9 protein-coding genes are annotated in these 16,576 nt (G+C 34.9%); all 9 read right to left on the bottom strand.

The window, feature by feature from the left end; all coding sequences use genetic code 11:
- Positions 1 to 24: 24 nt before the first annotated feature.
- Positions 25 to 864 carry a hypothetical protein gene (locus RB618_RS17205; RefSeq protein ID WP_308069869.1) on the bottom strand — a complete coding sequence of 280 codons (840 nt, stop codon included), beginning with the start codon at positions 862 to 864 and terminating at the stop codon, positions 25 to 27.
- A 12-nt stretch (positions 865 to 876) separates the two neighbouring features.
- Positions 877 to 2,817, bottom strand: a complete 1,941-nt coding sequence (locus RB618_RS17200) for a hypothetical protein (protein WP_308069868.1) — start codon at positions 2,815 to 2,817, stop codon at positions 877 to 879.
- A gap of 222 nt (positions 2,818 to 3,039) precedes the next feature.
- The gene (locus RB618_RS17195; RefSeq protein ID WP_308069867.1) at positions 3,040 to 6,735 is read right to left on the bottom strand and encodes a contractile injection system tape measure protein; all 3,696 of its coding nucleotides are present in this window, start codon (positions 6,733 to 6,735) and stop codon (positions 3,040 to 3,042) included.
- Positions 6,719 to 9,436, bottom strand: a complete 2,718-nt coding sequence (locus RB618_RS17190; protein WP_308069866.1) for a hypothetical protein — start codon at positions 9,434 to 9,436, stop codon at positions 6,719 to 6,721. Before RB618_RS17190 ends, RB618_RS17195 begins: the two co-directional genes overlap by 17 nt.
- Positions 9,436 to 13,164, bottom strand: a complete 3,729-nt coding sequence (locus tag RB618_RS17185; RefSeq protein WP_308069865.1) for a baseplate J/gp47 family protein — start codon at positions 13,162 to 13,164, stop codon at positions 9,436 to 9,438. The genes RB618_RS17190 and RB618_RS17185 overlap by 1 nt, the downstream gene beginning before the upstream one ends.
- The gene (locus RB618_RS17180) at positions 13,161 to 13,595 is read right to left on the bottom strand and encodes a GPW/gp25 family protein (protein WP_308069864.1); all 435 of its coding nucleotides are present in this window, start codon (positions 13,593 to 13,595) and stop codon (positions 13,161 to 13,163) included. Before RB618_RS17180 ends, RB618_RS17185 begins: the two co-directional genes overlap by 4 nt.
- A complete protein-coding gene (locus RB618_RS17175) occupies positions 13,588 to 13,887 on the bottom strand; it encodes a PAAR domain-containing protein (RefSeq protein WP_308069863.1) in 300 nt (99 codons plus the stop codon). Before RB618_RS17175 ends, RB618_RS17180 begins: the two co-directional genes overlap by 8 nt.
- 116 nt (positions 13,888 to 14,003) lie before the next feature.
- On the bottom strand, positions 14,004 to 15,803 hold the full coding sequence (gene vgrG / locus RB618_RS17170; RefSeq protein ID WP_308069862.1) for a type VI secretion system tip protein VgrG: 1,800 nt from the start codon (positions 15,801 to 15,803) through the stop codon (positions 14,004 to 14,006).
- On the bottom strand, positions 15,803 to 16,477 hold the full coding sequence (locus RB618_RS17165) for a hypothetical protein (protein ID WP_308069861.1): 675 nt from the start codon (positions 16,475 to 16,477) through the stop codon (positions 15,803 to 15,805). The genes vgrG and RB618_RS17165 overlap by 1 nt, the downstream gene beginning before the upstream one ends.
- Between the last annotated feature and the right edge of the window lie 99 nt (positions 16,478 to 16,576).

Here is a 16,576-nt window from a genome sequence, read left to right as displayed (position 1 = left end):
AGACAGTGGACATTTTAATTTGTCTTAAGAAGCATAAGCGGCTGCAGTGGCTGCGGCTAAACTAGATTGAAGTGATTGAAGCTTGATTTGCGCTTTGCTTAAATTGGCAGTTGCAATGCTTAATTGTCTTCCTGTTTCGTCATTTGCCGTATTGGCTTTTTCGTAAGCAACCTGAGCATTTTTATAAGCATGGTATATTAATCCTCTAATCGAAAAATCTGAATCATTTGGTACTGGTACTGGCTGATTTAAAGATTTCTGACCTGTTAAGGTAAAATACAATTTACTTGCTTGTTTCGATTCTAGAGTGATTGCTTCTTCAGATTCAAGAACAGAAGCTTCTGCAGCCAATGTAGATTTTAAAGCTACGAGTGTCAGAGCAACCGCATTGTTGGCGTCTGTGCCAGCAGTATTAATTCTGGTAATTAAATCATCAGAAATTAGCGGATTAAGGGCTTTTTTACGAATAACAAGATTAGACAGTTTATTGATTATTTCTACAGAATAAATCAATTTACTAATCAAATCGCTTATCCAAACGCTCACTCTTTTTGAATCCTGAGTTGCAGTTGACGTTTTTGAAAAGGCATCTTCTGAATTAAGAGCTAAACCTTGAGCATTTTGAACAACCTGATCTAATAAGTTTTTATTGCTTAAAGCATGAGAACGATTGCTTTCTGAAACCAATAAATAGCCTTGATATTTGGTTGCTTTCTCATTCAGCGAGTTTACAATGGTTTGCTGCTGCTGAACAATTGCAGTCGCATCAACCACTTGATTTTTAATAAAATCTAGTTCGGCTTTTTTCTTTTCTGTAATTCCGTATCTCTGCAAATTAGGACGTGTTGATAATATAGTTTCCATATAGTTGAGGTGTTAAAGAGTTGATGATTTCGAATTCTTTTTTGTAGAGTAAGATATTGGCGTTGTGTTTTGCCAATCTGAAAGACTGTTGGTGTATTTCGCTTTAGAATTTTCACTGCCATTGTAAAACGACAAGACAACAGGAATATAACTTTTTTCTTCAACCAGCGGGTTTCCAAAATTATCGGTAGTTGTACTGCCAATATGTACGCTAAATTCTTGGCCAGAAGCTGCTTTGTGGTGACTAGCACTCGTAAAGTTGCCAGCTGGAATGTTTTCTGCTAAATTTAAATTGAAGAAGAAAGCTTTGCTGTTTTTAACCGGTTTAGGAGAATTGTCTTTAACGTTTTTCAGTTTAGCATTCAAATCAGTTAATTGACTTTTTGCAATGCGTAGTTTCTCTTTAGCGTCAGCCAAAGCACTTTTTAAACTAAGATTTTTTTGTTTGTCTTGATCTGTTTCTTTGTCTTTTTTAGCTCCTTCTGTTTGACCTGCAGAATTGTTTAGTGTAACAATCTCTTCTTCAAGAAATTTGATTTCTGCGTCTACAACTTTAATTTCTTCTTCTAACTCCTGTGTATCAATATCATATTCAAGGTTTTTCAGATCTTCATTTGTAGCGATGTCATCAGGATAAGGCAAAAAGAAACATCTATAATCAATTTCATTTGATTTTAAGACTTCTTCTTTATCAACAGTAAAAATGATTCCAGACAAATCTTCAGAAGCATTTCCAGAATTAGTAATATTCTTAGCGTTTTTTAAAGTATAAGTTAGCGCAAACGTCTCAGAAGGTGCAGACAGATATTCATCAAACGTATTGATTTCTTTTTTGTAGTTTTCTGTAAAGATGATTAAAAGAAAAGCAACATAATTTTCGCCAAGCACTAGCGGATCATTATCAGAATCTCTAACTTCTTTATAAGCGATAGTCGATTTATACTTTCCTTTAGCATCTGGATTCTGAGAAGCAGGAATGCTTTTGGATTGAGATGAACTGCCCACTAATAGTTCTGCTGTAGAAGCGCTAAAAAAAGATTTCCTGCTGTCTTTTACCATAATGATATTATAGCTTAAAACAGGATTTGCCAACCCTTTGTTTTGCGTTCCTGGATCTCTGTCTTCTGGCGAAAAAGGACTTCTATAAGCATCAAATGAAACGCTAAAAGTACCTGCTGTAGGATCAAACTGTTTTGGCACTTCTACAGCCAAACTTTGGTTGAATAATGCATTGTTGTAGTCATATGCTTTTTTAGAAGCATCATATTCTACTTCGCTGCATTTTATAGCGCCTTCAGCAGCTCTTGTAGCAATACTTGCTTTGGCTTTGGTATCGTTATCTACCGTTAATACTGCAGTTGTAGCTGTCAAATCTGCAGTTGTCACTTGCAGTAAATTGTTGACAGAAGTATTGGTTAATTTCGCACCGTCGGCAACTGTTGAGGTTGAAACTTCAGAAATAGATGCAGTAGCTTCCATGGCATATTGCGAATTCTGCTCGGCAATATAAGCTGTTTTGTTAATCAGATTATAAGCCTCAAGAGCCTGCTGGTATATTTGAGTTCCATAATCTGCGGCATTGATAATGCTATAAATGCTTCCGATATCACTTGCCAAACGCACAATAGAATTTGACGCAATCTGAATGTTAGATGCACAAACCGCCATATTGGTAACGGCTTGTGTTACATACGTTTTCTGCTGATTTGCAGATAATAACAAGTTGTCTGCCATGTTCTTATTCTTAACAACTACATTGTTTATATGTTGCTGTTCTTGGTACATTTTGGTTGTTGCATCTAGTTTTTCCTGCGCAACAATTTCAGCTCCTTCGGCATAATAAAGAGTAAACATTGAATTGCTCAATTGTGAACTCAATTGTTTTTTGGTCATCGCCTGACTTTCTAATGATGACAATACACTAGAATGCAGATTTTCATTGTAACTGTTCATAATAGTTTTTTTAGTTGATTAATTTATATTTCAAGATCGTATTCAATGGTTTTTTATTCTTTAACACATAGAAACATAGGTTTTACTCTCTTAAAAAGGCGTTTCACTTATTTAAATGCACATAGCTAGAACTATGTTTAAGAAACTTGTTTCCTTTTGTACTCTTTTTTATGTATAAAATCTATGTTTCTATGTGTTTAAGAATTTAAGGACAATATTTTCTTAATAAGGCCAAATGACATGCAAAGGCTTGTCCATCCAATGGTATTTTATAATCGAAAAGGCAAAAGGAGATCTATTAATCAATATATCATAAGCTCTTTTGTCTACTGTAAGTTCCCATTTGTCTTCCAGTTCTACCAGAATTCCGTCACGAACAAGCCAGTTTCCCCGAAAACCATCTATAGAGCAATCTCCTATATCTGGCCAGTACGAAATTGCTGCTTGTATTAAACCGTTTATTAATTGTTTTTCCTGATCAGATATTTCTATGAAATCAGGTACAGTGTCTGTCAATGGCAGACCGCACAAAACTTTATTCAAAGGCAGATAAACCTCTTCGGTTTCCTGCATTCCCGTAATGACGTACTGCAAATACTGCACGGCTCTAACCTGATGTTCGTTGCTTATAAATTTATTTTCAGAGGTTAGATTCAATCGGGCAAACAGCATTGCGATATAATCGTTTAAGAGCACAATTCCTGCGTTTCTAACCGCAACGCCTTGCTTGAGGCTAGTTTTTGGTTTTTCTTTAATTTTAATTAGTTCCATTTTCGATAGTATTTCGGTTTGTTTTAAAATTGGTGCAGTTTGTTTTTCTGTTCTTAGAATTTCTTTGAAACCAAGCTGTAAAGCAGGCGGAAACTGATAGATATATTTTTCCATGTCTGCTAGAAAGTTTTTCTTAGAAATTCCTTTTTTTGTCACTACTTCCCAGATCAATTCATTCCATATTTTATCAATTGCAATAAGCCTCCAATTATCATTGACAACAGCCTTTAAAAGTTTTCGAAGCAAGAGATGCTGCATTTCTTTTGAAGCCAAACCTTTGATGGTTACAGCTCCCAATACATGATTGAATTTTTCTAGAATTCTCAAATATGATTCTCTGTTTTTATCCAATTGGCTTACGGCATTGCACAAATTATGAAAGCTGATAGTACGGCAAAGCCAATCCATTTGCGCCTCGGGAATAAATTCTTTTTTCATAACCCTGAAGAAAATCTGAGGCTCTTTTACCATAAAGACATTCAGAATATCTTTGATTTCTATGCTTTTAGAAATGCCGAAAACAGAAGGAATCTGGCGTTCGATAATTATATTAAAAATCAATCTGTATTTTTCTTTTTCTGATAATTCCTGAATTTCAAAAAGTAGGTCTGAATTAACAGACTCTGAAATTCCGTTAGAAACTGCATAATCAGAAATCATTTCGCTTTCAAAAAAATGTTCTAATTCTGCAGCAGAATTTGTAGATTCGAAAGTTTTTGTTTCGTTTTGCAGCTGTATTTTTTCTTTTGAAATAGTCCTTTTCAAGTACGATTTCAGCTCTTTCTGAAGCAGTTTTTCAAATAAGATTTCATTGCCTTTATAAGCTGAATATTTTAAAATTACGTTCCAAAAAAGCTCGTTTAATTCCCAAGTAATTTTATTTTTTGAAACCGATTTTATGCTATTGCTAATAACAGCCGTTGTTTTCTGAATCCAGTTCTTTTTTATAGCAACCGCATTAGTCAGGAAATAATGCAATAGATTTTCGCTTTCTTTTCTGTCTTGTTTTCGCAGTAATACAAATCCCGAATCATTAAAATTGACTGTTAGCAATTGAGCCAATTCCTGTTGATCTTGCTGTGACGTGTTCTGAATTAATAATGCAAACGCAACAGGATCAATTGAACTTGTATTTTTTAATTGGTTTAAAAATGTCTTTTTGATAGCAACTCCAAAAGATTTGATTCGTTTGGACTGAATCAGTTTTGCTATAAACTGAAAATAATCGTTGCGTCTTGTATCGGTTACTTTCTTGGATAACTCCACAATAATAGTTTCCAGAAACAAAGAAGAGTTATGTTCGGGATGAAACAATATTTCCTGCATTCCGAGTAACAATAAATTATCAGTCATTAATTCTTCAGGGAAATCATATTTATCCTTTTCGTTCAGGATTTCATAGACAACCTGAATGGTTTGTACCAACTTTGTTTTTTTATAATTAGCAGTTTTTACCAATAACTGCAGTATTTCTCGGTTAAGAACCAGCGAAAGTATTTTCTTTAAAACTTCTTTATTTCCGTACGAAAGCATTACCTCAAAAGCCATTTTCGGATGCAGCAAAATGGTTCTCGTTAGCGATCTTTGCAAATCAATGAAAAAGACACTTTTGGCGCTGTTTTTTTGCAGTTCTAGTTCTAGTTTCGCAACCAGATTTTTAAAATGAACGGCTGGATAATTAGAGTTATTTCGATTTATTTCTTTGCAGTAAATCGCATTGAGATTAGTGTAAATTGTTGCTGAATTATTGTTTTTAACCGTCGCAGGAATTTTAGCATTGGTAAACATCGCCAATAAATGTTCGTGGCTCAGATTGTTTTTTCTGCCTAATTCTTTAATGCAGAAAAGCAGAAACGCACGATTGTCAACATTTTTATTTTTGATTAGAAAAAGCATTCCAATTTTCCACAAAGCCTTACTGTTTGTTTTGAGTTTAAAAGTCTGGCTCAGCTTATTCAAATATAGTATCGATTCCATTTGAAGGAGAGATGGAGTAGAGTCCAATCTTGAAAAAAGCACTTTTATTGAAGCTTCGTTTAAATCCTGAAGTAGAGAAGCAAGCAGGTTTTCGTCTTTAAAAATAGGCTGAATGAGCGCATTAAATTTTGTCTTGTTTTCAGTGCTCAATGCTACAATCAACTCGTTGAGATTGTCTTTTTCGGTTTTAAATTTTCGACTGTTTTTATATTTAAGTAATTGTTCAAGTAAATTCCAGTAATTTATCTTAAAATCAGGTAAATGATTTTCAATTTTTTGAGTTTCGTATTCCTGAGTCAGTATTTTTAGACAAGCAATAAAATTGTTGTTCTGAGAAGTTTTATCAGAGAGTTTTACAATCGTGTTTTCGATTAGGACAATAAGTTCTGCGTAAGCAATATTATAATGATTTGCCATTTGCAGAATACTGCTTTTCATGAAAGCGAGCTTATTAAACAGAGTGCCGCGTTCCAGCAATAAAAAGTTAAGAATAAAGAACCAAAGATTCTTTTTGAAACTTATTGTGCTAGTCTGGATAATGGTTTCTTTAACTTGAATATTGACCATTATTGAGCTAAACTCAATAATAGAACTACTATTATTTGGTTCAAGCGCTGCTATTATTTTGGTTATATTCTTATCGTCAAACTGCCAAGCAATTCGTTTTCTAACCTCTTCGTGCGTCATTCCAGTTTCCTTGATAATCGCAATAACATCACTTAGATTATTTTGAAGCAATTCTGCCATAATTTGGTTTACAGAACCTTGTTTGTTTTGGTAATTCCATGGGAGATATCCTTCTAATAAAAAGACCATCAAATTTTCCAGAATTGATTTTTCTTTATTGTAAACCGCAATTCCGTTTTGTTTTTGACTGTTTTGATACAGAATTAATTCGGCAATTTTCTCTCGTAATAAATTGCGTATTTTTCGGCTCAGATCAAATTCGAGATCGCCATAATCGCAAGTACCAAGATCAAGTACCAATGACTCAATTCTCCAGCTTTGTTCCTGCGGGCATAATTCATTAAAAATAGTCGCGACTTCTCTAGGCAAATTAATTTTGCTCCAGACACTCAAACGTTCCTGAAGTCTGTAACTTTCTTTTTTCTGGTCAAAAGTTGTGTCCCACTTTAGACTCGATACAATATGGCTATTTATTTCTTCCATTTTTCGTTCCTAAAATTGAGGTTAAACTATTGATCAAATTCACTGAAGAAATCTCAGGATTTGCCGTTTCTAAATTATTTTCCTGTTTATTCAATAAATCTTGAGTGTTCTTAAAACGCAAGCTGTCATGCCAATTACTGTAACTAGGAATCAGAGTTTCTAGTTCTTGAACACTTACAAACAGGCATTCGCATTTTATGCTTGTCGGAAGGCATATCGAAAGAAATAGTTTTAAGCGTTTTTTGAATTCTGGAGTTTGTAATTCTGGAATAAAATCAGGAAATAGTAAGATTGCATTTTTCTTAAAAAGTTCGTCATTGATTGTAATGATTCCGTTTCCAGAAGAAACTGTAATACGAAATGCGTAATCGGATAATTTACTTTTTGTATAATCTGGAGTCGTTACCGTTTGCGAATCGCCAGAAACCAAAAGATATTTCTCGGTAGCAAATTCTAAATAACCACTTTGAAACTGAGCATCCAAAACAGTTTGATCGGCATTATTTAAAATGTAATTTATGTTACTTATTGATTGAAAATTAATATTTTGAATATTATAACTTAAACTATCACTTTGCTTTATTATTTCGAAATTATATTTCAGTTGACTTAGCAGAATAGAGGTTTCAATAAAGATGCTTCCTTTTCTGTTTTCTTTAAACCAATATACTTTTTGTATTGTTTTATTGGCGTTCAATTGGTCTTCAATAGAACTCTGGGAAGTGTCAAATTGAGTCGTAATAAAATTGTTGTATATATTTTTTAAACCGAAAAGTAAATTCAGTTTTAACTCAAAACCCGAAAAATTGCTGCAATCAGTTTTGCTTAATTTTTCTTTTTTATTAAGATGTTCTGATTTAAAAATAAAATCTGACATGTTTTCATTTATGCGATCGTAATGATCATTTTTAATAGTGAGATTATTACTCTGGGCTATTTTTGAAGCAGTCAGAAAATTGTAGGCTTTTATTCTGTTATAGGTTAATAAATCGAGGTTTTGCAGATACAAGCTCTTCAAAATGATCTGATCTTTTTTCTTATTTCCCGTATATATCGTTCCATCAATTAGGGCATCGATAACTTTAGGCGATTCGCCATGTCTGGCAAGCAGATGATCTAGTATTGAATTTCTTCGTTCAAAATTGACATCTTCTTCCTCCATGATTTTCATCATTCCAAAGATGTAAGCATTGTAAGGATCCTGCTGATATTCTAGCCAGCTTTTTTCTTTCAGTTCTTTTTTATTTTCTTCGCCATAAGTGTATTCAAAGACATTATTGTTTTTTAATAAAGGCTTGATATGGGGAACATTGTATAGCGATTGATAAAAATAGCTTGGAGAAAACATTTTGTACGGAACAGGATATTCTAAATGTTTTTTCTCGTACTTATCTTTTAGCGCATAAAAAGCATCTTGGTCTGAAGGCGAACCGCATACAGAATTGGTAAAAGAAAATAGTTTTGAAACATTGGCCAATTGCGAAAACTGATTGGCTAGAACCTGATCAAATAAGGTTAAATAGCCTTTTAGCTGACGTGATTGTGCCACTTGTATAGGTGCAGAATCATCTTCAATTTTATCGTCGCCAATGCCATATTGCTGTGGAAATGTATTTTGGATTGAATAATAGCTGTTAATGTCTCTGAAACTGCTTTTAGGCAATTTTATAGCAGGTTTGTTATTCAAACTTATCGCTGTTTCCTGATATTTGGTGAGATTAATTTGCAATGGACTTAAAGCATCTGTTTGCACTTCTTTTCCGTTGCAGATTAGCTGTAGTTTTTTTTCTCCGTAAGAAGCCAAAATATCTATAAATATTATTTGGTTCAGAGTTGATTGCAATGTTTGAACTTGATTATTATTCTGATAAAGCTGAAGTCCTGAAACTGAAATAATGCCAGCTACAGACTCAATTACAGGAATTAATTCAATAGTTTTGAGAGTATCTTTTTTATCTAATATAGATTCATTTAGAATCCAGCCATTTTTAAGATAAGGACCATCATATATTTCTGCAGCATTATATCCGTTTTCTTCTAGAGTATCGTAATTTACCTGAGCTATTTTTGGAAAAATATAAGTGCGAAGTTTGCCTTGCAGTTCTAATAAAACAGCTTGTTCGTCTGCATCTTTTTCAATTTCAATTTTTCCGCCAATCAAGCAATTCTGTGGCTGAAGCTCAATTGGCATATTAAAAAGCTCACTAATATTTCGGCTTTGATTAAGGTAATAAAATGTTGATTTACAAATAGTATCGCGTTGAATGCTATCGGTAATATCAGGATTTATATACAGATATACTTGATAAACTCTGCTAAAGGGCAGAAGATTATCATTGTAAGTCACTATTTCGGCATTGTAAACTTCTTCGATACCATCAATGATATATTTTATGTAATCATCAATGGTATAAGGCGAAGTTGTCAAGATTTTATACGGAAGGTAAAACTGATTTTCCATTTCCATTTTTCCTGTAGAATCGGTCAAAATATCGGGAATAGAAAAATCGGTACAATAACCTAATTCTGTAAGGGCATAACAAACCTGATCCAGTATCGTCATTCCGGGATCGCTTGGATTAAAGTTGGTCCATTCGGTGCCAATATGATTTTGGATATAATCAATAGCTTCGTCTTTCAGGAAATTAAAATCCTGATGCGGCGGAAGCTGTGTTTTTGTTATTTGATTATTGGTATCCATTATGTCAGATATGAAATGTTATGATTAGGGGCAGAAACTAAAAGGGTTGCCTGCCCGTAAGGCATTAAAGTTTTTTTTTCGCTTTTTAAAGCTGTTTGCGCTCCTGTAATGGGATTGATGTAATAGCTTGAAAAGGAAACATTTTCGACAGTAAGAACTCCCTGAATATTTTGAACAAATGTGCTCACTTTGGCATCAATAAGCGGTTTGCCAATTTCTATTTCAGAAGGGCAATTGGAAATCCACGGCGATAAATATTTCTTTAATGCGAGATTTACATTTTTGTTAACCAATGTCTTTTGATAGTTTGGATCGACTATAATTGAAATATTAATGGTGACATATTCTAGATTAAAATTGGAAACGTTCAGGTTTATAAATGGCGACGAATTGGCGCTTAAATATTGTTTTACCTGAATTTCGAGTGCATTTGTTACCAAAGGAATAAAAGCGTTGGAATCGTTATCTGACGCTATTTTTTTTACTAAATAAACATTTGTGCTATTGTCACTTTTTTTAGTAACTACTTTTGAATAGTATACAGTATCAAATTTTTCGGCAATCAGTGTATAATAATCGGTTTGTGTACTGGCTCTGTTTTTGGTTTTAATGCTATTGCTTACTCTTTTGTTTCTATTGGTTTTGTCTTCAGCAGCTTTTCCTCCAAATGAAGCAAAAGGCTGAAGGATTGTGCCTATTTCCGGAATCTTGATTTCTGGTTTAGTGATCACGTTTGCATCAATTTGCGGACTTTGTGTATCGGTCAAAAATGAAGTTCCTGTTCTTTGCACGCTAAATCCATTGGTTTGCATAAAAGTGGTTTTAGAAAACGAAGCAAGATTTCCAATAGCGGCGATAGAAATCCAGTTTTTGTTTCCGGGCATTATGGTATTGTTATTATTGCAATCTGCCGGAATAGGAATTTCTATAATTCCAGAACATCTAAACTGGCTGGTTTGATCAGACAATGGCTGAATGTTTTTCCAACCAGAATCGCTTAAATAGTAATACGAAATGCTATTCTGATTGGTAAGCGCAGTCGAATTTCTAGCCAATTCAAAATAGAAGTTCAAAGTACTATCGCAAATCAGATTATCTAGTTCGATAAATAAGGCGCCGTTATAATTAAAAGAAGGATAAAGCGGAAAGCCTTTTACAGCATCATTCTCAGAACTCCCAATGATTTCTGTACTGAATAAATTGGTTTCGGTTTTATCTGCTGTAGCACTATCAAATACAGTATAGTTTGAAAAAGGAGCATAAATAAAATACTGCAACGGATAATCGCCAGCTGTGCCATCAAGTTTATAGGTTACGCTAGCATTATAAATGGCAGAAAAGGTTTGTATTTTTGGCGCAAATGGTACATTGGCGGCAGCAATAAAATCTTTTACTTCCTTGTCTTTTGCCATTGCAAGTTTATTGCCGTTTTGTAGAGCAATACTAGCCACAACATTGGCATACAATTCTGAACCAAAACCGTATTCTGGACTTGATAAAGTCATTTTTATAAATCCCGATGAACTTTCTTCAGTAAACTTTAAACCTTCTTTTTGAATGTTTGGATCGGGTTTCAAGATTTTAGCAGCTGTTGGTGTCGCGATGGTACTCAAACTAGCACTTGGTTTGCAATATAGGTAACAGCTGCTAGATGTGCTTAAAACATTATAATTAGCATCTTCAGGTTCAGAATCGAATAAATAAACGGATTGTGGAACTTCATTGATTGGAATGAAAACCTTATCAACGTCACTGCTTTCTATCTTTGTCATTTTAAGACCGTCCCATGATTTGTCTTGCATGATATCAAAGCATACCATAAAGCTAGCATTTCTAAATTCGGGTAGAATTAGAGTAGATGGCTTTGTTGGATGTAACATTTTAATTTTTTTTAGAAGCGTTGATTTATCATCTTTATTCGGTGGATTTAGATAATCATTGTATTGTTTGTAATACAATTCAAAATTGGCTGGTCTTTTATCCCAATCTATTTCTACAATAAAACTGTCTAGAGGTTTACTCAATATTTCATTGTTTCCGATAATAAAATTGGCATTTACTAACGGAATTGGCCCAAAAGGAGTGAAGGGGTTTTTAGTATTTAATTCCCCAAAATCATTATATAATTGAAAGGTTTTAATACCTGTTACTTTTAAAGCAATAGTTATCGAAGTAATTTTAGGAGGCTCCTGCGGATTTGGAACATTCTGAAACAAAATCTTCATCATCGGCCAATCGCTTTTTAGTCCGTCAGGATTAACTAAAAAAGGTTCGATCGCAGCCACAGTTGGGTCAAGATTTATCTTTATGGTAAAAACAGTATTTTGTTTTGTAGCGTCTGCTGTAAAATCTGTGGAAGCCAAATCCAATTTTAGCCATTCTTTTTGTGTGCTCAAAAAGTAATTGGCTTCTTGCAGGATTTTTAAATCTATGGAAGAATCAAATTCCAATGTCAGGTTTATAGTTCTTTCCCCTTCGCGCAATAATAACATTGGCGAAGCAAATCCAATTCCGATTAGAGAAGGATTTAGAGAAAGATCATCTGAACCAAAAGTTTCCCAACTGATGGCTTTGTTTTCTGCATCTAATTGAATTTCGGTTGGTTTAACAACAGTCTGCAAATTATAAGAGGCATTATTTTTATCTTGATAAGAAAGTTTGTGCACGCTTGCAATTGCAGCAGGATTTAGGTTTACATTTTTTTGTGAAGAAAACAGAATAGGATTCTTTTGCGCATCGACGCCCGCATTAAACAAAGTTCCAGCTGGTAAAGTAAAAACAGCTGTTGGCTTTGTGAGTGTGGCACACAAAAAGGTGTGATCGGCAACTGCAGGGAGTCTAGTTTGTTTTAGAATATCTTTATAATAAAAATCAAGATGTTTCTCAGAAAGGCCATTCATACGATCTTGCTGCACTTTTAAAATATTTACAAAAGAGCGCAATAGAACAGTGTCTGGAAAATGCCCTTTTTTAAGGTTTAATTTCTTGAATTCTTTTGCCGAATGATGAATTATGGTTTCTAAAAACTGAAATAGTTTATCGCCAATTTTGGTTAGAATATCCAGACTGAATGCTGTTATTGAACTTGTTTCCTGTAAAACGTAATGTTCTGTTTCAAATCCGAAAACCTGCCAAAAGGGAGTTTTATCTTTATTGATGAACCAGACGCTTTTGTCAAAAGAATTAAAATTTTGCAAAGGCGCTGAGGCAATAGACAAACCATCTACAGATAATTTGCATAAATATTCTCTAAAAGATTGAATCGCCCAAAAATCAACACTTAATTTTGTTTTTACTTCTTGTAAAATGTAAGTCTTAAGATCGTAGATTTCGTTATTTCTTAGCATATAATGTGTCCAGCGCTCTATAATTTTATAGATGGCTGTAATGCGGTCAAAAAGATTGTTTAAAGCATTTGAATGCGGAATGCCGCCGTTTTCTTTTTGGACTAATCTTTGAATTTCGGTACAGCTATTTTTATAATCAGCATGTAGTTTTTTATAGTTTGTTTTTGAAATCGAAGCCATCAGGAAAACGGGATCTTTTAGCAAAAACGGACTCCAGTTGCCATGAATGGTATTGCTGTCATTATAGAAATTGATCAATTTGCTAAATTCTGCCAAAAAGTGCAGCCAGTCTTGCTCGGTTCTTCCGTCTACTAAATACGGATTCGGAACGAGTGCTTCGTTGAGAGAATTTATAGCGCTATTTTGATCAATTAGAATCATTTTTTCTTGTCTAAGTTTGTTCCTTCTTTTACATAAAATGGGAACACATAGTTGTGTCTTGTATTGGTTTTGGAATAGATGTAACTAATCAATATTTCTATTGTTCCGTTTGCAATATCGGTTGATGCGACTTTTACATCCTGCACCAATATTCTTGGTTCGTAACGCAATAAGGCAAACTTGATAGCTTCGATAATTTCGCCTTTAAGCGTACTGTCAATTTTTCTAAACATAAACTGCTGTATTCCTGAACCAAATTCAGATTCAAGAGTGCGTTCACCTTTGTGAGTGTTTAGAATAACATTGATAGATTCGTTAATATTGGTTTCATTGGCAGATAAATTCAACATATAATTATCTGCAGAGAAAGACACAGGAAACGCCCATCCCGAACCTAAAAAGGCAGTGTCATTATGAGCTATATTATCCACCGATCATCACATTAAATGCTCCAAGCATAATTGAACCTCCATGAGCGGTTGTATCTCCTATTCTTGCAGCTGGCATACCGCAAATCATAACTGTCGCAGATCCTTTTATAATAGAATCTGGAGGCCCTACACAAACTAGCGTATCGCCAACTTTGGCTGCTGGTAATCCTCCTATTATAACAGTTGGCGCTCCGGCTCCTACAATAGGTCCGCCCACATGAGGGACTGGCGGTACTCCTGGAGTAACCATTGGACATTGGTGAAAGTCTGTAAGTCTTGCTGCTGGTGGCATAGTTTTTTTTGTTTAATCGGTTAATTGTTTATTTGTTTAATCGATGCTGTATAGCTTTGTCAAAGTTTAAATTGTAAATGATTAACTATTCGCAATTCATAACTCATAACTCATAATTAGTTTATCATAACCATCGCACCTTTCAATGTCAATTGCATTCCTCCAGACACTTGCGCCATTTGTCCGCCTTGAGCGGTGTATTGCATATCTGCATTTTCTTTGATGTTAAGGCCTTTTAGAGCAACGTCTCCGCCACTTGACTGTATATTGACACCTTGATTTCCTTTGATGGTTACGTTTTGATTTGCTGAGATATTGATATCTTTCTGACTTGATAAATCAATACCGCTGCTAGACATTATAATACTGTTGTTATTTTCGTCCTGAATCGTAATTTTCTTGTCTTTATCGCTTATGATGATGGTATTTTTATTGGGTGTAGCAACAGTCCATACTTTGTTTTCATCATCAAATTGCACTGAGATTCCAGATTTGGAAACAATGGCTTTTACTGAATTTTTCTGGTTTGGATCTAATCCCGCAAAAGGTTTTATGCTGGTGCTGCTATAGACGCTTCCAAGAATTATGGGATAACGTGGATCTTCATTTATAAAACCTAAAATGACTTCGTCTCCAACTTCGGGCATAAAGAAAGCTCCGGCTCCGCTTGTCGAATAAAAATTGGTAATTCGTGCCCAGATTCCTTCGCCTTTAGGATCCAACAACGGAACATCGACTAAAACTCTATATTGAGAATCGGGATCTTCGTACATCTGTTTTACAGTTGCGTTAAAGAGTCCTTTTGCTCCAGGAACAAGACCAGAAGCTGGCGGTGCCATAACATCTGGTTCTTCGGTAAACCAAAAAGGAGAAAGTCCAAGCGAGACTTCAGAAATCCAGTTTCCTTGCGACAAATCGTGTACAACTCCTGCAATTAAATAATCGCCATTAAAACGATCTCCAAGACCAGCGAAGGTCATATATTTTCCGGGATCGACTAAATTTGTGCCTTGAAATTTGGCTTCTCCCATTATTTTAGAATATTCACTTTTAATAACCTGTGCTTTTGACCAATTGGTTAAATCTGCATTTTCTAACGGAGCAGAAGTCTGCAATTGATAGGTAGAAAGCCCAACAACCTCGGATAGTTTTTTTGTGGTTAAGTTTCCTGATCCGCTCACATTTGGCGCTGCATTTCCTGTTACAACGGCTTGGGTTTTAAAATCCCAACTATTTGCAGCTACATTTCCTAACTGCGTAAGGGCATTTAGTTTTGCATTAAATTCAAGAAGCGTATCGCCATATGTTACCGTAAGTACCGGTGAGGTAGTTTTATCAGGAGGAAATACAGAAATTTTTCCGTTTAAAGTCGTTACTATTAGTCCATTTGCTTCAGCAAGAGCCAAAAGATAGTCCCAATCTGTAACATAATATTGCACTTGTTCTGGCCAAGTTGTGCTTGTAGCCGTAACATCTGCACTTAATCCCGAATAGTTTCCTATAAGGGACGACATAATATCACTGTCTTTTTGTTTGGAGTAAGTAAGGCTTTTTCTGCCTACAATCATTTTTATAGCATTGTCGCGACATTCAACTTCTAGAGCCGATCCGACAAGATTATCAACGCGAATGGTCTGGCTCATAATTAAACCAGAGAAAATAACCGTATTGGTGTTATCGTATCCTGCTTCAATGCTGACTGCTACACCTGGAACAAAAATAGCAGAAGAACTGGCGTCAAACTGACCTGTATTGGGTTCTCCGTCTAGAATGGTAATTTTTGCGGAAGCAATTCGGTTTACCTTTTTTTCTATATGAACAGAAAGCACACTTAGTTCGTCGGCTATGGGTGAACCGTTGACTTTTACGACAAATGTTGCGATTCCGCCACTTTTTATTTCAGTTGAAGCACTCATTAATTTGAAGGGTTTATAGGAGGGAAAATCAATTTGTCGATACCATTTAGGTTTCTGAATTTGTTAAGCTTGTTATACTCTGCAACCTGTATGTAATATGAATCATCGTTCCATACTTTCTGGCACAGCTGCGGTAAAGACATTCCTTCAGAAACGCTTACAATGTGGGTAAGATCCGGAGATTCTGGAGCATCTGTTCTAGTTACTGTTTTTGGAGAAATGTAACGGCTGAAGGACAACGATAGCTTAGCTCTCAGCGGACTTCCGTCTGGTTTAAACAGCGTATAAGAAATATCAATAGAATCGAGAACTCCGTTGAATGTGATGTTCTGTCCCCATTGTACTTTTACAAAATTAGGACGGTGTATTTTACCATTATAGGTGTAAATAATCGTTTCTAATGCTGTTATTTCTTTGGCCATATCAGTACGTTTGGCATCTATTATTCCGGTACAGTCTATCACCATTTCAAAACTCAGTTTGTCGCTTGGCGTGCTTTTGTACTTTTGCGAAGCCGAACTTGTTGCGGGTGCTTGCTGCTCGTTATATTCGATGCTTTTCTGTATTTTGATATTGTCAGGATTAATCATGAAGGCATACGGGTTTCCGGAGAATTTGTTTTGAAATTCTTCGTCTGTATATCCCGTAATTTTCATTAATTCTAAACTTGCCATTTGTTTATTATTTTAAGTTTAATTTTTTTAACCTATGAAGTTTGTCCGTGAAATAGTTTCTTTCGCAGATTCCGTAGATTCCGCGGATTTTTTTAAATC

The sequence above is a fragment of the Flavobacterium sp. LHD-85 genome (assembly GCF_030929595.1).
Taxonomy (GTDB): Bacteria; Bacteroidota; Bacteroidia; order Flavobacteriales; family Flavobacteriaceae; genus Flavobacterium.
This window is presented reverse-complemented; position numbering and strand designations above follow the sequence as displayed.

What these genes read in the sequence shown, in the direction of transcription:
- RB618_RS17205 (WP_308069869.1), bottom strand. Translation starts at nt 864, where the DNA reads ATGGAAACTATATTATCAACACGTCCTAATTTGCAGAGATACGGAATT.
- RB618_RS17200 (WP_308069868.1), bottom strand. Translation starts at nt 2,817, where the DNA reads ATGAACAGTTACAATGAAAATCTGCATTCTAGTGTATTGTCATCATTA.
- RB618_RS17195 (WP_308069867.1), bottom strand. Translation starts at nt 6,735, where the DNA reads ATGGAAGAAATAAATAGCCATATTGTATCGAGTCTAAAGTGGGACACA.
- RB618_RS17190 (WP_308069866.1), bottom strand. Translation starts at nt 9,436, where the DNA reads ATGGATACCAATAATCAAATAACAAAAACACAGCTTCCGCCGCATCAG.
- RB618_RS17185 (WP_308069865.1), bottom strand. Translation starts at nt 13,164, where the DNA reads ATGATTCTAATTGATCAAAATAGCGCTATAAATTCTCTCAACGAAGCA.
- RB618_RS17175 (WP_308069863.1), bottom strand. Translation starts at nt 13,887, where the DNA reads ATGCCACCAGCAGCAAGACTTACAGACTTTCACCAATGTCCAATGGTT.
- vgrG (WP_308069862.1), bottom strand. Translation starts at nt 15,803, where the DNA reads ATGAGTGCTTCAACTGAAATAAAAAGTGGCGGAATCGCAACATTTGTC.
- RB618_RS17165 (WP_308069861.1), bottom strand. Translation starts at nt 16,477, where the DNA reads ATGGCAAGTTTAGAATTAATGAAAATTACGGGATATACAGACGAAGAA.